The organism is Aeromonas sp. s12 (assembly GCF_040907925.1).
In the GTDB taxonomy this organism is placed as follows: Bacteria; Pseudomonadota; Gammaproteobacteria; order Enterobacterales; family Aeromonadaceae; genus Aeromonas; species Aeromonas veronii.
This window is the reverse complement of the sequence record NZ_JBFOCT010000028.1, coordinates 249,957-271,611: the sequence shown is the minus strand read 5'-3', so window position 1 is coordinate 271,611 and position 21,655 is coordinate 249,957. Positions and strand designations below refer to the sequence as shown.

At 61.4% G+C, this 21,655-nt stretch carries 20 protein-coding genes and 1 pseudogene; 18 read left to right on the top strand and 3 right to left on the bottom strand.

The window, feature by feature from the left end; genetic code table 11:
• Positions 1–39 precede the first annotated feature (39 nt).
• Positions 40–1,008, bottom strand: coding sequence for a cysteine synthase A (gene cysK / locus AB5Y67_RS15020; protein ID WP_047440293.1), 969 nt, complete (start codon positions 1,006–1,008; stop codon positions 40–42).
• Positions 1,009–1,167: 159 nt separating this feature from the next.
• Here cysK and AB5Y67_RS15015 point away from each other — a divergent pair, with 159 nt between their 5' ends.
• From AB5Y67_RS15015 to exeN, 18 genes and pseudogenes are all read left to right on the top strand, one after another.
• On the top strand, positions 1,168–2,010 hold the full coding sequence (locus AB5Y67_RS15015) for a MoxR family ATPase (protein WP_199416002.1): 843 nt from the start codon (positions 1,168–1,170) through the stop codon (positions 2,008–2,010).
• A gap of 3 nt (positions 2,011–2,013) precedes the next feature.
• Positions 2,014–3,177, top strand: coding sequence for a VWA domain-containing protein (locus AB5Y67_RS15010; protein WP_199416003.1), 1,164 nt, complete (start codon positions 2,014–2,016; stop codon positions 3,175–3,177).
• A 54-nt stretch (positions 3,178–3,231) separates the two neighbouring features.
• Positions 3,232–4,353: a beta-ketoacyl-ACP synthase III gene (locus AB5Y67_RS15005; RefSeq protein WP_199416004.1), complete on the top strand. Its 1,122-nt coding sequence runs from the start codon at positions 3,232–3,234 to the stop codon at positions 4,351–4,353.
• 49 nt (positions 4,354–4,402) lie between these two features.
• Complete coding sequence (locus AB5Y67_RS15000; protein ID WP_199416005.1) at positions 4,403–5,848, top strand: HD domain-containing phosphohydrolase; 1,446 nt, start codon at positions 4,403–4,405, stop codon at positions 5,846–5,848.
• Positions 5,849–6,175: 327 nt separating this feature from the next.
• Positions 6,176–7,744 carry an ExeA family protein gene (locus AB5Y67_RS14995; RefSeq protein WP_040065846.1) on the top strand — a complete coding sequence of 523 codons (1,569 nt, stop codon included), beginning with the start codon at positions 6,176–6,178 and terminating at the stop codon, positions 7,742–7,744.
• Positions 7,744–8,439 carry a GspB family T2SS assembly factor variant ExeB gene (gene exeB, locus AB5Y67_RS14990; RefSeq protein WP_199416006.1) on the top strand — a complete coding sequence of 232 codons (696 nt, stop codon included), beginning with the start codon at positions 7,744–7,746 and terminating at the stop codon, positions 8,437–8,439. Before AB5Y67_RS14995 ends, exeB begins: the two co-directional genes overlap by 1 nt.
• A gap of 227 nt (positions 8,440–8,666) precedes the next feature.
• Positions 8,667–9,500, top strand: a complete 834-nt coding sequence (exeC, locus tag AB5Y67_RS14985; RefSeq protein ID WP_100647307.1) for a GspC family type II secretion system variant ExeC — start codon at positions 8,667–8,669, stop codon at positions 9,498–9,500.
• Between the two features lie 21 nt (positions 9,501–9,521).
• The gene (gene exeD, locus AB5Y67_RS14980; RefSeq protein WP_005338294.1) at positions 9,522–11,561 is read left to right on the top strand and encodes a GspD family T2SS secretin variant ExeD; all 2,040 of its coding nucleotides are present in this window, start codon (positions 9,522–9,524) and stop codon (positions 11,559–11,561) included.
• Entirely contained in the window at positions 11,561–13,066 is a 1,506-nt protein-coding gene (exeE, locus tag AB5Y67_RS14975) for a GspE family T2SS ATPase variant ExeE (RefSeq protein ID WP_005338295.1), read from the top strand. The genes exeD and exeE overlap by 1 nt, the downstream gene beginning before the upstream one ends.
• A gap of 1 nt (position 13,067) precedes the next feature.
• Positions 13,068–14,288: a GspF family T2SS innner membrane protein variant ExeF gene (gene exeF / locus AB5Y67_RS14970; RefSeq protein WP_005338296.1), complete on the top strand. Its 1,221-nt coding sequence runs from the start codon at positions 13,068–13,070 to the stop codon at positions 14,286–14,288.
• Positions 14,289–14,385: 97 nt separating this feature from the next.
• Positions 14,386–14,817, top strand: coding sequence for a GspG family T2SS major pseudopilin variant ExeG (exeG, locus tag AB5Y67_RS14965; protein ID WP_005338297.1), 432 nt, complete (start codon positions 14,386–14,388; stop codon positions 14,815–14,817).
• 38 nt (positions 14,818–14,855) lie between these two features.
• On the top strand, positions 14,856–15,428 hold the full coding sequence (gene exeH / locus AB5Y67_RS14960) for a GspH family T2SS minor pseudopilin variant ExeH (protein ID WP_199416007.1): 573 nt from the start codon (positions 14,856–14,858) through the stop codon (positions 15,426–15,428).
• On the top strand, positions 15,425–15,784 hold the full coding sequence (gene exeI, locus AB5Y67_RS14955) for a GspI family T2SS minor pseudopilin variant ExeI (protein ID WP_005338301.1): 360 nt from the start codon (positions 15,425–15,427) through the stop codon (positions 15,782–15,784). Before exeH ends, exeI begins: the two co-directional genes overlap by 4 nt.
• A pseudogene (gspJ, locus tag AB5Y67_RS14950) lies at positions 15,781–16,428 on the top strand (type II secretion system minor pseudopilin GspJ); the annotation flags it as partial. The gene exeI and the pseudogene gspJ, both read left to right, overlap by 4 nt.
• A 118-nt stretch (positions 16,429–16,546) precedes the next feature.
• Entirely contained in the window at positions 16,547–17,548 is a 1,002-nt protein-coding gene (exeK, locus tag AB5Y67_RS14945) for a GspK family T2SS minor pseudopilin variant ExeK (protein WP_199416009.1), read from the top strand.
• Between the two features lie 122 nt (positions 17,549–17,670).
• The gene (gene exeL / locus AB5Y67_RS14940) at positions 17,671–18,855 is read left to right on the top strand and encodes a GspL family type II secretion system protein ExeL (protein ID WP_199416010.1); all 1,185 of its coding nucleotides are present in this window, start codon (positions 17,671–17,673) and stop codon (positions 18,853–18,855) included.
• Positions 18,852–19,343 (top strand): GspM family type II secretion system protein ExeM, encoded by a 492-nt coding sequence (exeM, locus tag AB5Y67_RS14935; RefSeq protein ID WP_005338305.1) that lies wholly within the window; start codon positions 18,852–18,854, stop codon positions 19,341–19,343. The genes exeL and exeM overlap by 4 nt, the downstream gene beginning before the upstream one ends.
• Complete coding sequence (exeN, locus tag AB5Y67_RS14930) at positions 19,340–20,107, top strand: GspN family type II secretion system protein ExeN (protein WP_199416011.1); 768 nt, start codon at positions 19,340–19,342, stop codon at positions 20,105–20,107. Before exeM ends, exeN begins: the two co-directional genes overlap by 4 nt.
• Before the next feature lie 63 nt (positions 20,108–20,170).
• On the opposite strand, the gene AB5Y67_RS14925 is transcribed toward exeN, so the two are convergent.
• Complete coding sequence (locus tag AB5Y67_RS14925; RefSeq protein WP_064338471.1) at positions 20,171–20,815, bottom strand: 3-keto-L-gulonate-6-phosphate decarboxylase UlaD; 645 nt, start codon at positions 20,813–20,815, stop codon at positions 20,171–20,173.
• Between the two features lie 125 nt (positions 20,816–20,940).
• Positions 20,941–21,633 (bottom strand): L-ribulose-5-phosphate 4-epimerase, encoded by a 693-nt coding sequence (locus AB5Y67_RS14920; protein WP_199416012.1) that lies wholly within the window; start codon positions 21,631–21,633, stop codon positions 20,941–20,943.
• Positions 21,634–21,655: the final 22 nt, after the last annotated feature.

The window sequence follows — 21,655 nt, the reverse complement described above, 5'->3', positions numbered from 1 at the left end:
GCTCCTGGGAGCGCCGCTGTTTTGAAAGATTCCGATCAGTTACTGCTGCAGCTCCTGCTCGCTGAACACCCCGGCAAACAGGGCGCTGGAGAGGTAACGCTCCGCCGCGCTCGGCAGGATGACCACTATGGTTTTGCCCGCAAATTCCGGCAGCTCGGCCAGACGGCTGGCAGCCACCACCGCAGCACCGGAGCTGATACCGGCCAGGATCCCCTCCTCCTCCATCAGGCGACGGGCCATCTCGATGGCTTCGTCACTGGTCACCTTCTCCACCCGATCGATGAGGGAGAGGTCCAGGTTACCCGGGATAAAGCCGGCGCCGATCCCCTGGATCTTGTGGGGGCCCGGTTTGATCTCTTCCCCGGCCAGCTTCTGGCTGATGACCGGCGACTCGGCCGGTTCGACCGCGACAGAGACCACCGCCTTGCCCTGGGTCTTCTTCAGGTAGCGGGAGACACCGGTAATGGTGCCGCCGGTACCGACCCCGGCCACGAACACATCCACTTCGCCGTCAGTGGCATCCCAAATCTCGGGGCCGGTGGTCTTTTCGTGGATCTCCGGGTTGGCCGGGTTTTCAAACTGTTGCAGCAACACATACTTACCCGGCTCGGACTCGAGGATCTCGTTGGCCTTGGCAATGGCCCCCTTCATGCCGAGCGGCCCTTCGGTCAGCACCAGATTGGCACCGAGCGCCTTGAGCAACTTGCGGCGCTCCAGGCTCATGGTGGCCGGCATGGTCAGAGTGATGGGATAGCCGCGAGCGGCCGCGACAAAGGCCAGAGCAATACCCGTGTTGCCGCTGGTGGGCTCGATGATCTCCTTACCCTTGGTCAGGATACCGCGCTTCTCGGCATCCCAGATCAGGTTGGCACCGATGCGGCACTTGACGCTGAAGCTGGGGTTGCGGCTCTCGATCTTGGCCAGCACGCGGCCTTTGGTAACACGGTTGAGACGAACCAGCGGGGTGTGACCGATAGTCTGGCTATTGTCCTCAAAAATTTTGCTCATGGTGCTATCCCTGTGTTTGTTACGACGATGAAACAAGATTACCCTGTGGTTTCTGAATGAGAAGTGACTATTCGTTATAACCATATGGTATTACAACATATAGAGCTTATTCTCTCTGGCCCCTGACTCCGGGAGCCAATCGTCAAAGGAACCGACGTTATGGGATTTTCAGGAAGCAGCCAGTATCTCGCCTCCGATGCATTGAAGATGGCGGTCAATGCCGCCATCACCCTCGAGAAACCGCTGCTGATCAAGGGGGAGCCGGGCACCGGCAAGACGGTGCTGGCGGAAGCGGTCGCCGACCATCTCGGCACCGACCTCATTGCTTGGCATATCAAGTCCACCACCAAGGCTCAACAGGGACTCTACGAATATGATGCGGTGGCCCGGCTGCGGGACTCCCAGCTCGGCGACCCCAGAGTGGCCGATATCAGCCACTACATTCGTAAAGGCAAGTTGTGGCAGGCCTTCAGCGCCGAGCAGCGGCCAGTGCTGCTGATCGACGAGATCGACAAAGCCGACATCGAATTCCCCAACGATCTGCTGCTGGAGCTGGATCGGATGGAGTTCGACGTTTATGAGACCGGTGAGCGAGTCAGGGCGCGCCAGCGGCCGGTGGTCATCATCACCTCCAACAACGAAAAAGAGCTGCCGGACGCCTTCCTGCGCCGCTGTTTCTTCCACTACATCCGCTTCCCCGACAAGGCCGAGATGCAGGCCATCGTCAAACTCCACTACCCCGACCTCAAGGAGAGCCTGCTTGGCGAGGCAATGGACCTCTTCTTCGAGCTGCGCGAGGTAGAGGGGCTGCGCAAGAAACCCTCCACCTCGGAGCTGCTGGACTGGATCCGCCTGCTCTTGGCCGACGATATCGCCCCCGAGGCGATGCGCGCCCGCGAGCCAGGCAAGCTGGTGCCCGCGTTATATGGCGCCCTGCTCAAGACCGAGCAGGATCTGCATCTCTTCGAGAAGCTCGCCTTTCTGGCCCGGCGCGGCAACTAATTTATGCTGATCGACTTTTTTACCCACCTGCGCCGCCACAAGCTCCCCTGCAGCCTGCGCGAGTTGCTGGACTTGCACGCCGCACTGGCCGCCCGGCTGGTCGCTGTCGATATGGACGAGTTCTACCAGCTCTCCCGCTGCCTGCTGGTAAAAGACGAGGCCCACTACGATCGCTTCGATCGCGCCTTCGCCGAATACTACGAGGGGCTGGAAGCCATCCCCCTGCTGCCGGAAAGCCTGCCCGAGGAGTGGCTGCGCAAGGAGTTCGAGCGACTGCTGAGCCCAGAGGAGAAGGCGTTGCTCAAATCCCTCGGCGGACTCGACAAGCTGCTGGAGACCCTCAACCAGCGGTTAAGCGAGCAGAAAGAGCGCCACGCCGGTGGCAACAAGTGGGTAGGGACTGGCGGCAGCAGCCCGTTTGGCCATGGCGGTTTTCACCCCGAGGGGGTGCGCATGGGTGGAGAGGGGCTGCACGGTAAGGCGGCCAAGGTGTGGGAGGCCCGTCATTATCGCAACTTCAGCGAGGACTCACCGCTCGGCCAGCGTGCCATTCAGCTCGCGCTGCGCAAGCTCAGACGCTGGGTGCGCAAAGGCAATCCCGACGAGCTGGATCTCGACGACACCATAAAAAGTTCTGCCCGCCAGGGCTGGCTCGATGTGAAGCTGCGGCCCGAGCGCCACAACGGGGTCAAGCTGTTGGTTTTTTTCGATGTGGGGGGCTCCATGGATGCCCACGTGGCCGAGGTGCAGCGCCTCTTCTCCGCCCTGCGCCACGAGTTCAAGCATCTGGAGTACTTCTATTTTCACAACTGTCTCTACGACTTCGTCTGGAAGGATAACGCCCGCCGCTTTGAGGAGCGGTTCGATACCCTGCGGCTGCTGCGCACCTACGGCAGCGACTACCGGGTGATCCTAGTGGGGGATGCCACCATGGGCCCCTACGAGATCACCTGGCCGGGCGGCAGTGTCGAGCAGTGGAACGAGGAGTCGGGTCAGGTGTGGCTTACCCGCTTGCAGCAGCACTTTCCCAAACTGGTGTGGATCAATCCCACCCCGCGGCGGGAGTGGCTCTGGCACCCCTCCATCAAACTGATGAATGACGTGGTTGGCGGACGGATGCATCCGCTGACCCTGGCGGGTCTCGCTGCGGCGATCGACCAGCTGTAACCCTCTCTACCCTATAAACCGACAAGCCGGGAACGCACCCGGCGAGGAGCAAAGATGACCTCTATCGTGATCAGTGGCTCAGGCCTCTATACCCCACCCTTTGCCGTCAGCAATGAAGAGCTGGTGGCCGCCTTCAACCAGTATGTGGATCTCTACAACGAGGAGAACGCCTCCGCCATCGATGCCGGCCAGATCCCCGCCAAGCAGCACTCCAGCTGCGAGTTCATCGAGAAGGCATCCGGCATCAAGAGCCGTTATCTGGTGAGCCGCGAGGGAGTACTCAATCCCGATATCATGCAACCGCTGCTGGCGGAGCGACCCGATGAGATGCCCTCCATCATGGTGGAGATGGCGGTGGCCGCCGCCGAGCAGGCACTGATCGCCGCCGGCCGCGAGCCCGGCGAGATCGATCTGGTGATCGTCGCCGCCTCCAACATGCCGCGCCCCTATCCGGCACTGGCCATCGAGCTGCAGCATTATCTGGGGGCGAGCGGCATGGCCTTTGACATGAACGTGGCCTGCTCGTCTGCCACCTTCGGCATCAAGACAGCCGCCGATATGCTGGCGGCAGGCACCGCCAAACTGGCGCTGGTAGTCAATCCGGAGATCTGCTCGGGACACCTCAATTTCCGGGACAGAGACAGTCACTTTATCTTCGGCGATGCCTGCACCGCGGTGCTGCTGGAGCGGGAGGCCGATTGCAAGGTGGCCAATCCGTGGCAGCTGGTAGCCAGCAAGCTGGTGACCCAGTACTCCAACAACATCCGCAACAACTTCGGCTTTCTGAACCGGCTGAGCCCGCGTACCCGCTACAGTGACGACAAGCTGTTTCGCCAGCAGGGGCGCAAGGTGTTCAAGGAGGTGTTACCGCTGGTGTGCGACCAGATTGCCAACCAGCTCGATGAGCAGGGCTGGCCCGCCGAGAGCCTGAACCGGCTCTGGCTCCATCAGGCCAACCTCACCATGAACCAGTTCATCGGTCGCAAGCTGCTGGGCCACGATGCCAGCCAGCAGGAGGCGCCGGTCATTCTTGATAGCTATGGTAATACCAGCTCGGCGGGTTCCATCATCGCGTTTCATCTGTACAATCGCGACCTTCCTGCGGGGGCTCGCGGCGTACTGTGCTCCTTTGGCGCTGGCTACTCCATCGGTAGCCTGCTGCTGCGGCGCCTGTAATGGCGGGCCTCCCGCCGACATAACAATAACCAGCAACATGGGTGGGAATATGCAGAGGATCACGGGGCGCTGCGCCCTGCACTACGGGGTAACCCTGTCACTATTTTGTCTCTATGGCTGGCAGGTTTGCCCGTTTCTCGAGAGTCTCACCCTGCCCCAGTTGCTGGGGCCGACCCTGGTGACGTTCGCCATCATGTTCGCCGTGCGCAATTGGCTGCTTTCAAGGCGGCCCTTGGCGCGCAACGGGCTGGACGGGTTTGGACTGGAGGTGGGTTTCTACCTGCTGGGAGCACTGCTGCTCTCGGGCTACAACGCCCTGACCCACGACTTCCCGCTGGAGAGTCACCTCAAGGTGCTGCTGGGGATGACCACCCTCGGCTTTCTGGTGGCGGCCGATCTGACCCTGGAGCGGGATTGGAATCGGGCCAGAACACGGCAAGCCGAGCAGAGCCTGGCACTGAGCCACCCGCTGGCCATGCCGATGCCACGCAAGTTCACCCTCTTTACCCTGGCGACCCTCACCCTGCTGGGGGGTGTCTTCTTCTTGCTGTTCAACAAGGATCTGGAGTGGCTGGTGACGGTGGAGCGCAGCCTGCCGAGGGTCGATGCCCAGCACTACATCCTGTGGGAGATCGCCTTCGTAATGACGGTGACCTTCTGTTATCTCGCCCTCATTATTCACGGTTATGGTCGCAATCTCGGCCTATCCCTGCGCCAGCAGACCAGCACAATGGCCAGAGTACAGTGTGGTGACTTCGACGCCCGGGTGCCGGTCACCCGGGATGACGAGTTCGGCCTTATCGCCGCCAGCACCAATCAGATGATCGGTGAGCTGAAATCCCGCAGCGACGAGCTCAACCTGACCCGCGACGTGGCCATCCTCGGCCTCGCCTCGCTGGCAGAGACCCGTGACAACGAGACCGGCGCCCATATCATCCGCACCCAGCACTATGTGAAGGCGCTGGCGCAATACCTCAGTCGCAGCGATTGGGATCGCTATCCGCTCGATGACGCCACCATCGACCTGCTGTTCAAGTCGGCCCCGCTGCACGATGTGGGCAAGGTGGGCATTCCCGATGCCATCCTGCTCAAACCGGGCAAGCTGACCGACGAGGAGTTCGCCATCATGAAGCGCCACCCGCAGATCGGCGCCGATGCGCTGGCGAGTGCCGAGGCGCAGCTGGGCTCCAACTCCTTCTTGCGGCTGGCCCGGGAGATCTCCCTCACCCACCACGAAAAGTGGGATGGCAGCGGCTATCCGGCTGGGCTGGCGGGTGAGGACATTCCCCTCTCCGGGCGTTTGATGGCGGTAGCGGATGTCTACGATGCCCTCATCTCGAAACGGGTCTACAAACCTGCTTTCAGCCATGAGGACGCGAAGGAGATCATCGTGAAGGGGAGCGGCAGCCATTTTGATCCCGGCATTGTCGCGGCGTTTCTCGCCTGTGAAGCGCAGTTCAGAGATATTGCCGCGCAGTTTCAGGATCACCACTGAGCAAGTACATTCCGACCAGCTTGCCCTGATGGCTGACAGAGCAACAGGCGTCATAAATTGTACACAAACAGGTCTGGTTATCGCCGATTCAGCGCCATGCTGACGGCCTTTGCCACGCCGCGCCCATATTGATATTTCCCTTTATTTACAGCTATTTTTTGTCATTTTGTGATCCGGACTTGTGCCAATGACGCAACCGGGATCACAAGATGGCAGGAAAAGACCGCAATTTGCCCTCCGGCGCCAATGATGGCTTCCAATGAAAGCGAGGTTTGCTATCATCCGGAGACATTTTTCATCTGTCGCCGGCTACAAAAGAATACCCTCATGTACACACAGTTCTTCGGCCTCTCGGAACACCCGTTTTCCATCTCGCCCAATCCCAAGTACCTCTATATGAGCGAGCGCCACGGCGAAGCCCTTGCTCATCTCAACTATGGATTGCAGGATGGCGGCGGCTTTGTGCTGCTGACCGGCGAAGTGGGCACCGGCAAAACCACCGTCTCCCGCTGCCTGCTGCAACAGCTGCCCGCCGAGACCGAGATCGCCTATATCCTCAACCCCTCGCTGACCGAACGGGATCTGCTGGCCGCCATCTGCGACGAGTTTCAACTCCCCTATCCCGAGGATGCCGGGATCAAGCGGCTGTTCGACCTTATTCGCGATCACCTGCTGGCCAACCTGGCGGCAGGCAAGCGCAGCGTGGTACTGGTGGATGAGGCGCAGCACCTGCTGCCCGGCGTACTGGAGCAGCTGCGTCTGCTCACCAACCTCGAAACCGACGAACGAAAACTGCTGCAGGTGGTGCTGATCGGTCAGCCCGAGCTGCAACAGATGCTGCGCCAACCCCTGCTGCGTCAGCTGGCCCAGCGCATTACCGCCCGCTATCACCTGCTGCCGCTCTCACATAGCGATGTGGATGCCTACGTCCGCTTCCGGCTACAAGTTGCAGGCTGCGTACAACCCATCTTCACCCCGCGCGCCATCAAGACGCTTCATCGCCTGAGTGGCGGCATCCCCCGTTTCATCAACCTCATCTGCGACCGCGCCCTGATCGCCGCTTTCGCCCGTGGCAGCTACAAGATTGTCCACAGCGATATCAGCCAGGCCGCCTTCGAGGTCAATGGTGTTCGGGACGAAGGAAGCTGGGCCTCCGGTCTGATGGTGACGCTGGCGGGCGCCCTGCTGGTGGCAGCAGGCTGGTGGGGCTGGCAATTTTTCGGCGTGTTCCCCACCCGTCCGGTAGTCAAGGTCGAGGTGCCGGTCACCATCGACGAGACCGCCGAGCAGCAGGAGCAGCTGACCGAGGCAATCAATCAGGCCATCGACCCCGACAGCGCCATGCAGAATCTCTATCGGGTCTGGGGTTATGAACCGGAACCGTTCGAAGCAACCTGCGATAACGCCCCCCGTGCCGGTCTGCGCTGTCAGGAGGGAGAGGCAAGCCTCGACGAGCTGCGCGCCCTGCAGTATCCCGCCATGATCACGCTCACTGACCAGACTGGCGGCCTCTACTACGCGACCCTGGTCAATCTGGGGCCGAACAAGGCCAGCCTGATGATAGGTGACCAGAGCTGGCAGGTGGATCGCCAGTGGCTCAGCGACAACTGGGGCGGCAGCTACACCCTGCTCTGGCGTATGCCGAAAGGGGGCGTCAGCCTGATCGCCAGCAATGCCGGTCAGACCCAGATCCAGTGGCTCGACAATGCCCTCAGCCGTGCGTTGCAACAACCCGAACGCAAGGTGCGCCGCTTCGATGGCGAGCTCAAAAACAAGCTGCAGCAGTTCCAGCGGGATCAGGGGCTCACCCCTGATGGCATCGCGGGCAGCAACACCCTGCTGCGTCTCAACGCCCTCTCCGGTGAACCCATGCCCAGACTGGAGGAGGCCTCCTGATGTCTACCCTGCTCAAGGCGCTGCGCCGTGCGCAGCAACCGCAACTCTCCGCCCATATTCCGGCCATGGGCTTGCCCATGCCCCGGGAAGAGGAGCGCAGCCCACGCCGCATCGGCTGGCTGCTGGCTCCCTTGGCCCTGTTGCTGGGGGCAGGTGCCAACTATGGCTGGCATCTGATCCACCTGCGCCCCATCGAGGAGAAGGTGGAGGTGAAAGAGGTGATCACTCCGCCCTTCGTGCGGGTCGAACCCAAGGCGATGGTGACCCGTCCGCTACCCCCGCCCCTGCCGGAGCCGGTGGTACAACCCAGAGCAGTGGCCAAAAACGAGGGGGTAAGTCAGGGGAATACCCCCACGCTGAGTCTGGCCGAGCAGCTGATGAAAGCCCTCAATGAAACCCCATTGCAGGAGGCGCCACACGCCACCGGCCAGAACAACGTGCAACCGGCCCAGTTGATGGCGCTGGGCTCGGCACCCCAATCGGTGCGCCAGCAGGTGCCGCAGCTGCGCTACGGCTCTCATGTGTTCTCCTCCAACCCCGCCAAGCGGGCCGTGGTGCTCAATGGCCGGGAATACCGGGAAGGGAGCGAAATCGCCCCGGGGGTCGTGCTCGCTACCATCGACCAGCAATACATAGTGCTGCAGGTCGCCGGACAGAGCGTGACCCTCAAGGCGCTGCAGGATTGGCGAGGATGAGTACGCACCGTACCCTGATGTTCGCTGGCAAGCAGGATGCACCTCACCTGAGTGCCACTTTTGTGAGCATTCAAAGGTTTACGATGTGATGAAATATCCATTTTTACGGTTTGGCGCGCCCGGACCCGTTGTGTCACAGCACTCCGCCGTACACAATACGCAGCCGCCCCAGAGCCTGGAATTTGTTGATTAATATGACGCTACGATTCAGGGATGACATCTTGACCATGCTGCTGGCCCAGTGCCGGCGGCTTCCCATGACCAGAGTCACCCAGGTGGCCTTTCTGGCGCTGTTGATCATGCTGGCCCAGCAGAGCGCCGCCCTCACCTGGCGTCTGCTCACCCTGGCAAGTCCGCAAACCAGCCAACCGTGGCAACCCTCCGCCGTGGCGGTCAGCGGCCAGAGCAACCCGCGCCTTGAACTGGGTGAGGTGAGCCGACTGGCGCTGTTTGGCAAGGCGATCCCCAAGGCGCAGGCCAAAGCCGCCGTGGCCGCCAATGCGCCGCGTACCCAGCTCAATGCCCAGCTCAACGGAGTGCTGGCCAGCTCGGATCCCGCCAAATCCATCGCCATCATCGCCATGTCCGGCATCCAGAACTCCTACGGGGTCGGTGACATGATTGACGGCACCCAGGCGCGGATCCGGCAGGTCTATCCGGATCGGGTGATCATCGAGCGGGATGGCCGCGACGAGACCCTGATGCTGGATGGCGAGGAGTATGGCAAGCCGCTGCCGCAGACCAACGCCGCCCCCCTTGGCTCCCTGCGCAGCGAGCTGATGGCCGATCCGGGCAAGATCACCGATTACCTCAATATTTCACCGGTTCAGGTGGATGGCCGCATGACCGGCTATCGCCTCAACCCGGGCAGCAATCCTGAGTTTTTCAACCAGAGCGGGCTGCAGGCCAATGACCTGGCCATCAGCATCAACGGGCTGGATTTACGGGACAACATGCAAGCCATGCAGGCGATGCAGCAGATGGCTGGCGCAACGGAAATGACAGTGACCGTCGAGCGACAGGGCGAACAGTTCGACATCTATGTGCGCTTGTCAGAATAATGATTTGGAGTCGTACCAATAATGACCACTAAAGGGAAAAGCTGGCGTCTGGCCACTATCGCAGCGGCACTGATGATGGCGGGCTCAGCCTGGGCCACCGAATACTCTGCCAGTTTCAAGAACGCCGACATTGAAGAGTTCATCAATACGGTGGGCAAGAACCTCAATAAAACCATCATCATAGAGCCCTCGGTGCGCGGCAAGATCAACGTGCGCAGCTACGACCTGCTCAATGAGGAGCAGTACTACCAGTTCTTCCTGAGCGTGCTCGACGTCTACGGCTTTGCCGTGGTGCCGATGGACAACGGAGTGCTCAAGGTGCTGCGCTCGCGGGATGCCAAGACCTCCGCCATTCCGGTGGTGGATGGCAGCAACCCGGGCATGGGCGACGAGATGGTGACTAGAGTAGTGCCGGTGCGCAACGTCTCGGTCCGTGAACTGGCGCCACTGCTGCGCCAGCTCAACGACAACGCCGGCGGTGGCAACGTGGTGCACTACGAGCCCTCCAATGTGCTGCTGATCACCGGCCGCGCCGCCGTGGTCAACCGTCTGGTGGAGGTGGTGAACCGGGTCGACCGCGCAGGCGATCAGGATGTGGACATCATCAAGCTCAAGTTTGCCTCGGCGGGTGAAATGGTGCGGCTGGTAACCAACCTCAACAAGGATGGCAACCCCCAGGGCGGCACCGCTTCCCTGCTGCTCTCCCCCAAGGTGGTGGCCGACGAGCGCACCAACTCTGTGGTGGTGAGTGGTGAGCCGAAAGCGCGCGCCCGCATCATCCAGATGGTGCGCCAGCTCGACCGCGACCTGCAGAGCCAGGGCAACACCCGGGTCTTCTACCTCAAATATGGCAAGGCCAAAGACATGGTCGAGGTGCTCAAGGGCGTCAGCTCCAGCATCGAGGCCGACAAGAAGGGCGGCGGCGCAACCACAGGTGGCGCCAGCATCGGCGGTGGCAAGCTGGCCATCTCCGCTGACGAGACCACCAATGCGCTGGTCATCACCGCCCAGCCGGACGTGATGTCCGAACTGGAGCAGGTGGTGGCCAAGCTCGATATCCGCCGCGCCCAGGTGCTGGTGGAGGCGATCATCGTCGAGATGCAGGATGGCGATGGCCTCACCCTTGGCGTCCAGTGGGGCAATGCCAACGGCGGTGGCACCCAGTTCACCAACTCAGGTCTGCCTCTCGGCAGCGCCATTGCGGCGGGCAAGGATTACCAGAATGGCAAGACCGACACCGCTGCCGGTCTGCTGAAAGAGTTCAACGGCATGGCCGCCGGTTTCTATCACGGCGACTGGGCCATGCTGGCCACGGCGCTGGCCTCCAATACCAAGAACGATATTCTCTCCACCCCGAGTATCGTCACCATGGACAACAAGGAGGCCTCTTTCAACGTCGGTCAGGAGGTCCCGGTCCAGAGCGGTTCGCAAAGCTCCACCACCAGCGATCAGGTGTTCAACACCATCGAGCGCAAGACGGTGGGCACCAAGCTGGTGGTGACCCCGCAGATCAACGAGGGGGACTCGGTGCTGCTCAATATCGAGCAGGAGGTCTCCAGCGTCGCCCAGACCCAGGCGACCGGTACTGCCAACCTTGGCCCCACTTTCGATACCCGTACCGTCAAGAACGCGGTGCTGGTCAAAAGCGGCGAAACCGTGGTGCTGGGCGGTTTGATGGACGAACAGACCAAGGAGCAGGTCTCCAAGGTGCCCTTGCTGGGCGATATTCCGGTGCTGGGCTATCTGTTCCGCTCCACCTCCAACACCACCTCCAAGCGCAACCTGATGGTCTTTATCCGGCCAACCATCTTGCGTGATGCGGACGTCTATACCGGAGTCTCCAGCAACAAGTACTCCCTGTTCCGCGCCGAGCAGCTCAATGCCGCCTCGCAGGAGGGGTATCTCACCTCCCCCGCCCGTCAGGTATTGCCTGCCTATGGCCAGGATGTGATGGTGTCGCCCGAGCTGCAAAAAGAGATCCAGAAGCAGATCAACGAGATGCGGAGCAGACAGCAGAACACTGTCGAGACCACCACCCCGTTTGTGCAGAGTAAGCCCTGATGAGTGCCTACCATCTGGATGGAAGCGTCGGGCCTGCGCCACTGCCCGAGCTCCCCTTTGTCTTTGCCCGCAATTTCGGGGTGATCCTGATTGAGCGGGACGGCGCCCCCGTGCTGCAGTGCCGCCCTGGCGTCACCCCGCAGGCCCTGCTGGAAGTGCGGCGGGTCGCGGGTTGCAGCTTCGCGGTGGAGCAGCTCGACAACGAGGCCTTCGAAGAGCTGCTGATGGCCCACTACCAGCGCGACTCCTCCGAGGCACGCCAGCTGATGGAAGATCTCGGCAACGAGATGGACTTCTTTGCCCTGGCCGAAGAGCTGCCCCAGAGCGAAGACCTGCTGGATGCCGATGACGACGCCCCCATCATTCGCCTCATCAACGCCATGTTGAGCGAGGCGATCAAGGAGGAGGCCTCCGATATCCATATCGAGACCTTCGAGCGGGCACTGGTGATCCGTTTTCGTATCGATGGGGTACTGCGGGAGATCCTGCGCCCCCATCGCAAGCTGGCATCACTGCTGGTCTCGCGGATCAAGGTGATGTCGCGAATGGATATCGCCGAGAAGCGGGTACCGCAGGATGGCCGTATCTCGTTGCGTATCGGCGGTCGCGCCGTCGACGTGCGGGTCTCCACCATGCCGTCCAGCTACGGCGAGCGGGTGGTATTGCGTCTGCTCGACAAGAACAACGTGCGCCTCGAGCTCAAGCAGTTGGGGATGACCGCGGCCAACCGCACCATCATCAGCGAGCTTATTCGCAAGCCCCACGGCATTATTCTGGTCACCGGCCCGACCGGTTCCGGTAAATCCACCACCCTCTATGCGGCACTGTCAGAAATCAACTCGCGGGATCGCAACATCCTGACGGTGGAAGACCCTATCGAATACGACCTCGAAGGGGTGGGCCAGACCCAGGTCAACACCAAGGTGGACATGACCTTCGCCCGCGGCCTGCGCGCCATTCTGCGCCAGGATCCGGATGTGGTGATGGTGGGGGAAATTCGTGACCTCGAGACCGCCCAGATTGCGGTGCAGGCGTCGCTGACCGGTCACCTGGTGATGTCGACCCTGCACACCAACACCGCCATCGGCGCCATCACCCGGATGCGGGACATGGGTATCGAGCCCTTCCTGCTCTCCTCCTCCTTGCTGGCGGTACTGGCCCAGCGGCTGGTGCGCACCCTCTGCCCCGATTGCCGTGCCCCGCGCCCCATCACCGAGCAGGAGCGCCTCGCCATGGGCATCGAGCTGGCCCCCGATCAGCAGGTGTGGCGTCCGGTCGGGTGCGAGCTGTGCAACCACACCGGCTACCGTGGCCGGACCGGCATTCACGAGCTGGTGGTGATCGACGAAGCAGTGCGTGAAGCCATTCACAGTGCCAGCGGCGAGCTCGCCATCGAGCGACTGATCCGCGGCCACACCCCCAGCATCCGCCGTGATGGCATCGACAAGGTGCTCAAGGGGCAGACCAGCCTCGAAGAGGTGCTGCGCGTGACCCGGGAAGATTGAGATGGCGGCATTCGAATACAAGGCCCTCGACAACAAGGGGCGCAGCAAGAGCGGCGTGATGGAGGGCGACTCGGCCCGTCAGGTACGCCAGCTGCTGCGCGAACAGGGGCTCACCCCCCTCGAGGTGAACGAGACCACCGAGAAGGCGAAACGGGAAGCAACCCGCTTCGCCCTGTTTCGGCGCGGTGCCAGCACTGCCGAGCTGGCTCTGATCACTCGCCAGCTGGCCACCTTGGTGGGGGCCGGTCTCACCATCGAAGAGGCGCTCAAAGCGGTAGCCGAGCAGTGCGAAAAGGCCCACTTGCGCTCTCTGGTGGCCACTGTGCGCAGCAAGGTGGTGGAAGGCTATTCGCTGGCCGACTCGCTGGGGGCTTTTCCCCATGTGTTCGACCAGCTGTTTCGCTCCATGGTGGCGGCCGGTGAAAAATCGGGCCATCTGGAGAAGGTGCTCAACCGCCTCGCCGACTACACCGAGCAGCGCCAGCATATGCGCACCAAGCTGCTGCAGGCGATGATCTACCCCATCGTGCTCACCTGTGTCGCTATCGGGGTTATCTCGATCCTGCTCACCGCCGTGGTGCCCAAGGTGGTGGCCCAGTTTGAACACATGGGTCAGCAACTGCCGGGCACCACCCGTTTTCTCATCGGCACCAGCGAACTGATGCAGGCCTACGGCCTCTGGTTCCTGCTGCTGATCTTCCTTGGCAGCTTTGTCTGGCGCTGGTGGCTCACCGATGAAAAGCGCCGAAGACGCTGGCATCAGGTGCTGCTCGGCCTGCCGGTGATTGGCCGGGTCAGTCGCGGTCTCAACACCGCCCGCTTCGCCCGCACGTTAAGCATCCTCAACGCCAGTGCGGTGCCGCTGCTGGAGGGGATGAAGATCTCCGGCGAAGTGCTCTCCAACGACTTTGCCAGAATGCGCATTCTTGAGGCCGCCGAACGGGTGCGCGAGGGGACCAGTCTGCGCAAGTCGCTGACCGAGACCAAGATTTTCCCGCCCATGATGCTGCACATGATCGCCTCCGGCGAGCAGAGCGGCGAGCTCGACAGCATGCTGGAGCGGGCGGCAGACAACCAGGATCGGGAGTTTGAATCCCAGGTCAATATCGCCCTCGGGGTGTTCGAACCCATGCTGGTGGTCTCCATGGCCGGGGTGGTGCTGTTTATCGTGATGTCGATCCTGCAGCCGATCCTCGAGCTCAACAATATGGTGAATATGTAAGTTTCCGGCGTTCGGTGGCGCCGCTGGCGGCCCGTCGAACCCACCCAGTGATCACTCTCTGATGGGCCATCCCATCTCATTCGTTACGGAGCAACTCATGAACAAACGTCGTCAATCCGGTTTTACCCTGCTGGAAGTCATGGTGGTCATCGTGATCCTCGGCATTCTGGCCAGTCTGGTGGTGCCCAACCTGATGGGCAACAAGGAGAAGGCTGACCAGCAGAAAGCGGTCTCCGATATCGTGGCGCTGGAAAACGCCCTCGACATGTACAAGCTGGACAACAACCGCTACCCGACCACCGAACAGGGTCTGGACGCGCTGGTGACCAAGCCCTCCATCGATCCGGCGCCGCGCAGCTACCGCGATGGCGGCTACATCAAGCGCCTGCCGCAAGATCCCTGGGGCAACCCTTACCAGCTGCTGAGCCCGGGCCAGTTCGGCAAGATCGACATCTTCTCCATGGGTCTGGATGGTGAAGCCGGTACCGATGACGACATCGGCAACTGGAACCTGAAGGATTTCCAATAAGTGATATGTCGCCACCGCACTCCTTGTGAGCTGACTGCATGAAACGATCTCTCTCCTTTCATCGCCAATCCGGCTTTACTCTGCTGGAAGTGTTGCTGGTCGTCATGCTGATGGGGCTGGTAGCCACCGCCGTCACTCTCAGCATGGGAGGCGCCAGAGGAGATCGGGAGCTGGACAAGCAGGCGCGTCGCCTGATGGCGACGCTGCAGCTGGCGCAGGAGTATGCGGTGATGGATGGTCGGCTGGTAGGCATTCGCATCGAGGATAACGGCTGGCAGTTTATGCAGCGTCAGGCCAAAGATCGCAAGTGGCTGGCCCTGACTGGCGACAAGCAGCTGGGGCCGGTGCAACTGGCCGAGAACATGACGCTGGCGCTGGAGCTGGAAGGCTTTGGCTGGCAGCCGGACTCCGACGAGAAAACTGAACAGAAGCGCGACGAGAAGGAGCGCACGCCGCAGCTACTGATCTTCCCGGGCGGCGAGCTGAGCCCGTTCGTGCTCACCTTCACCCAGCAGGATGACGATGCCCGCTACACCCGCATCGTCAAAGGGGACGAGTTCGGCCGCCTCACCCTGCTCACCGGCGATGAAGATGAAGAGGTGAGCGAATGAACGCCCGCGGGATGACACTACTCGAAGTCATGGTGGCGCTGGCAGTCTTTGCCATCGCGGGTCTCGCGGTAATGAAAACCGCCAGCGAACACCTCTCTGCCCTCAACTATCTGGAGCAGAAGACACTCGCCACCTGGGTGGTAGAGAACCAGCTGGTGCAACAGAAGCTCGAGAACAAGTGGCCCGGCGACAGCTGGGTGGAAGGGGATGAGCAGATGGCGGGCAGCACCTGGTACTGGCGCTATCGCGGCGTTGCCACCGCCGACAACAACTTCCGGGCGCTCGATATGGAAGTGCGTACCGAGGCCAAGGCCGAGAACCCGGTCGCCATGATGCGGACCTATATCAGCCGATGACCCAGCTATCCGCCCGCACGCCTCGCCCCGTCCGCCATGCCGGTTTTACCCTGCTCGAAATGCTGGTGGCGATCGCCATCTTCGCTACTCTCAGCATGGGCGCCTATCAGGTGCTGCAGGGGGTGCTCACCAGCGACGAGGTAGCCAAGCGCAAGGAGGCCCGCCTCAACGAATTGCAGCTCGCCTTCACCCTGCTGGAGCGAGACATCACCCAGATGGTGCCGCGCAGCGGTCGCATCGAGGGGGAGAACAACAAGGTGCTACTGGCGGCTTCCCGGTTCGGCCAGCAGAGCGATGACTGGGGCATGGCCTTTATGCGCAGTGGCTGGCTCAACCCGGACGGCATGCTGCCCCGCTCCCATCTGCAACGGGTCGGTTGGCGCCTCAAGGATCAGAAGCTGGAGCGCCTGAGCTACCTCTATCCGGATCCGGTGATCGGCACCGAGCCACGCATCCAGCCGGTGCTGGCGGGAGTCACGGCGTTTCGCCTCTACTTCTTCGACAAGGGCAACTGGAAAGAGGAGTGGACCCAGCGCAGCGTGCTGCCCCACGGGCTGGCAGTGGAGCTGGATCTGGAAGATTACGGCACCATTCGCCGCCAGTTCCTGATTGGTGCCGGTGGCCAGCGCGCCGAAGAGAACAGCCAGAGCAGCAACCCCGACCAAGGTGGCAACAACAACAACAACGGGAACAACGGCGGCAACGGCGGCAACGGCAATACCAATGGCGGTAATGGTGACAGCCAGAACGGAGGGGGCGCCAATGCGGGCTAATCTCGCCGCTCCCGGTCGCCAGCGCGGCATGGCGCTGCTGGTGGTGCTGCTGATCCTCTCGGTGATGGTGATCATTGCCAGCAATATGAGCGGCCGCCTGCAGCTTGAGCTGCGCCGCACCGCCAACATCACCACAGGCAAACAGGCGTGGTGGTATGCCCTCTCGGCGGAAGCGCTGGTGAGCAAGGTGCTGACGCAGGATTTCAAGGACAATCCCGAGGTGGTCAACCTCAGCCAGAACTGGGCCCGCAAGAACACTGTGTTTCCGGTGGACGATGGCCAGCTCAAGGGCGAGGTGACCGACCTGCAATCCTGCTTCAACCTCAACAGCCTGAGCGTGGCCGCCAAGGCGGGAAGCGGCGAGGAGCTGGCGCAGCAGCCCTATCCGGTGCAGGTGTTTCGCGAACTGCTCAAGCAGCTGGCGATGGATGATTACGAGGCGGCCCAGCTCACCGATGCCATCCGTGACTGGACTGACAAGGATACTGTGCTGGTCTCCAGCCTTGGCGCAGAGGACGCCTATTACGAGGGGCTCAAGCCACCCTACCTGACCGCCAATCAGTGGATGCTGGGCAAGGATGAGCTGCGGGCGGTGCGCGGAGTGACGGCCAGGGTCTATGCCAAACTGGCTCCCTATGTCTGCACCCTGCCCAACGACAAGTTGAAGATCAATATCAATACCCTTGCCCCCCAGCGCCCCGAGCTGCTGGTTGCCCTCTATCTGGGCACTATCGGGCTGGATGACGCCAAGCGAGTACTGAACGAGCGGCCACAGAAGGGGTGGAAAGAGAGCACGCTGATGACAGACATGCTCGCTCCGGTCGATGCGGTGAAAGGGCTGAAAGAGGCGCTGGTGGTCAAGAGCGACTTCTTCGAAGCCCGAGTCGTGGCCGAGGTCGGCGACAACCGGGCCTGGCTCGAAACCCTGTTCCAGCGGGGCAAGGACAATAAACTGGTGATGCTGCGCCGCCTCAGTAGCGGCGCCGAATAAACAGCGCACCTGCAGGCCATCGCCTGCGGGTACGAGAGATGTTGGATGCAGCCTGCGGGCTGCGCACCGATTGCCAGGGCGCACAACGCCCTTTGCAAACCGGTATCGCAGGAGAGAGATGCGTGAGCGAAAGTCTGGTCATCCGACTGGGGACCAATAAACAACAACCCGTGGCCTGGCTGGTCTGGTCCGGTCAGGAGCAGGAGATCATCGCCTCCGGCACCCTGCCTTCGGCCGATGCCCTGGGCGAGCTGCAGGAGCGGGCCGGTGGCCGCCCCGTAGTCACCCTGGTGCCGGGCAGCGATCTGATCTTCCGGCGCGTCACCCTGCCGGGTCGCTACAACCGCCAGTCGGCAGCGGCCCTCCCCTACCTGCTGGAGGAGCAGATCGCCTCCGACGTGGACGAGCTCCATCTGGTGGTGCTGGCTCATGAAGGTCAACAGGTCGACCTGATGGCTGTGGATCGGCAGAAGATGGCCGAGTGGCTCGGCTGGCTTGATGCCGCAGGCCTCAAGAGCCTGCAACTGCTGCCCGATGTGCTGGCGCTGCCACAGGCCGCGGATGGCTGGTCTGCGCTGCAACTCGGCAATGAGTGGCTGGTACGCCAGGGCCCCTGTCAGGGGATCGTCGCCGACGAACCGCTGCTGGCCATCTTGCTGGCAACCGAAGCCGAGCCGGTCACCATTCACAGCCACACCCCGGTGCCCGCCATTGCCGCCGCCAACTGGCAGGTGGCGGAGCCCGAGCTGCCCATGCTGCTGCTGGCCAAGGGGGCCCTCACCTGCCGGGCCAACCTGCTGACCGGCCCCTACCGGCCACAGACCGAATATGCCCGCTACTGGTTGCAGTGGCGCAAGGTAGCCATCACCGCCGGCCTGTTGCTGCTGGTGGCCCTCGGCCAGCGCGGCGTGCAACTCTATCAGCTCACCGAGCAGGACAAGGCGCTGAAAGCGGAGATCCGCGCCGTCTATACCCGCATCTTCCCGGGTGAGAGCCGCATCGTGAACGTGCGCAGCCAGATGAACCAGCATCTGCAACAGATGGGACAAGCCCCGCAAAACGGCGTGCTGCTGATGCTCACCGAGCTGGCCCCCACCTTTGCCGAAGTCCCCGGCCTCAAGCCGCAGGTGATGCGCTTTGATGCCAGTCGCCGCGAGCTGAGGCTGCAGGTGACCGCTCCCGGCTTTGCCGAGATCGAGCGGTTCCGTGAGCTGGCTGGCAAGCAATTCGAGGTACAGCAAGGCGAGGTGCGCAGCACCGAGGGCAAGGTAGAGGGCGCACTGGTGCTCAAGGGTAAATCATCATGATGGAAAAATTGCAGAGCTGGTGGCACGGCATCACCGCACGGGAACAGCGGCTGGTGGTCGCAGGCGGCGTTCTGCTGCTGGTCGGTCTCTTCTACTGGAGCGTCTGGCAGCCCATCGCCAACCGCATCGCGGAGCGGGAGCGGCAGGTGCAGAACCAGCAGCAGACCCTCGCCTGGCTCAAGGAGAAGGGTGAAGAGGTGCTGGCCATGCAGGGTGGATCGGGTCGCCAGATCGATACCAGCGGCACCCTTGAAGGGGTGGTCAACCGCACCGCCTTCAACCACAAGATCAAGATTGCCCGGCTGCAACCCCAGGCGCAGGAGCTGCAAGTGTGGATCGACACGGTCCAGTTCGATGACTTGCTGCTCTGGCTCTCCACTCTGGTGGAGCAGCACGGCATTCAGGTTCAAATCATCGAGATCGCCCGCGAGGATCTGGCCCCGGGTCTGGTCAAGGTCAGACGTTTGCAGTTGAGTCGTCCACAATGAAAAAAAACATCCTGATTGCCAGCCTGTTTCTGGCAGCCTATCTGCTCTTCCTGCTGGCCACCCTGCCCGCGGCACTGGTGGCTCGCCATCTGCCGCTGCCTGCCAACGTTGCCAACCTGCTGAAACTGGAAGGGGTGAGCGGCACCCTCTGGAGTGGCCAGATTGCCCGACTGCAATATGCCAGCGAATCGGTGAACCAGCTGCGCTGGGATCTCAACGGCTGGTCGCTGCTGCGCTTCGCCCCCGAAGTGGCCATACGCTTTGGCGATCGCAACGGGCTCAATGGTCAGGGCGTTGTCGGCTGGAATGGTGCCGCCTTCGGCCGGGATCTGACCCTCAACGCCCCCGCCCCCTGGTTGATGAGCCGGGTGCCGATGCGCCTGCCGATCCCGTTCACCGTCAGCGGCCAGCTGCAGCTCAAAGTGGAGCAGTTTGCCCAGGGCAACCCCTGGTGTGACAACCTCTACGGCAACCTCGACTGGTACAACGCCAGTGCCGATACCCCGGCGGGCAAGCTGGATCTGGCCGATCCTGAACTGAAGCTCACTTGCCTCGACTCCAAACTGGTGGCCGAACTCAAGCAGGGCTCCGATGCGGTGCAGACCATGGGGCGCCTCGAGCTGCAACCCAATGGCCAATACCTGTTCCAGGGCAGACTGAAACCGGGCCCGGCCCTGCCAGAGCAGATGCAGCAAGGGCTCCCCTTCCTCGGCCAGCCCGACAGTCAGGGCCGCTTCCCCCTGCGCTATCAGGGGCGGATCTGACCCCTGCTGCGACAAGGCCCCGAAGTATTTCCGGGGCCTTTATCCGCTAATAACCTGCTCCTGTTACCAATATTTGCTTATCTCTCGGCGCAACGCTTCGGCGGTTGCCTGACCGCTTTCCGATGCCAGTGCCCGTCCGGCGATAAAGGTCTTGGCCCTAATCCCTTCAAACAGGTGGATATCTTCCGGCACTATACCGCCGGTGATCGACAGCTCCAGCCCCAGCTCGGAGAGTGCCCGCATCTTGCTCAAATCAGCCTGCGTCCAGCTGACCCCGGCCAACTCGGCATCCCGCGAGCGGTGATAGATAGCCTGGGTGATCCCCATATCGGCCCACTGTTTGGCATCATCCAGCGTCCAGTTGCCATAGATCTCTATCTGGATCTCCCCACCAAACTCGTCCGCGACTTTCTTGCATGCAGCAATGGTAGCGACATGTGCGGCGGCCGATACCGTGATCCAGTCAGCTCCGGCCGAGAAGGCCATGCGAGCCAGAATGGCACCACCATCTGTGGTCTTCATATCACACACGATAATGTGATCAGGATGACGCTCGCGCATGGTGCGTACCGCAGACATGCCTTCCGCAAAGGCCAGAATAGTGCCGACCTCGATCACCTCGACATAACCGGCAACGCGATCGGCAATATCCACGGCGGTAGCAAGATCGGTAGAATCCAGAGCAATCTGTAACATTGGTTTGGTCATACTATATTTCCTCAATTTAAAACCTTGGCTTAATTGATTGGCCCATTGATTTAAAGTCGATAAAGGGCCGTAACCTGATGTCACTAATATAGATAGATGGGTAATTTAAATAATGGGCCAACTAATTAACGCTGGCCGTAATAGGCATTCTCACCATGCTTTCTGAAGTAGTGTTTATCAGACAACTCCTGCGTAATATGGATGGCCGGGTTCAACGCTCTGGTTGCCAGCGCCATGGTAGCGACCTCCTCCAGCACCAGCGCATTGTGCACCGCATCCACCGCATTCTTGCCCCAGCAGAAGGGGGCATGACCGGTGATGACCACGCCAGGCAAGGCCTGCGGATCCAGATCCCGTCGCTGAAATTCTTCGACAATGACCTTGCCGGTATTTTTTTCATAATCAATGCGGATTTCATCTTCAGTCAGCGGACGGGTGCAGGGAATATCGCCATAGAAATAATCGGCATGAGTGGTACCCAAGGCGGGAATATCCATTCCTGCTTGCGCCCAAATAGTGCCATGACGGGAATGGGTGTGCACAATACCGGAAATACCTTTAAACGCTTTATATAAAACCAGATGGGTTGCGGTATCACTGGACGGGGATAAATGCCCATCGACGATCTGGCCTTCCAAATTAACGACCACGATATCGTCAACAGTCATATTGTCGTAAGAGACCCCCGATGGCTTGATGGCCACCACGCCCAGGCTGCGATCAATCTGGGATACATTGCCCCAAGTCAGGGTAACCAGACCGTATCGGGGCAACAGCAGGTTGGCCTCCAATACCGCCTCTTTCAATGAGTTGTACATTTCGTTCTCCTGGGCCCCTTAC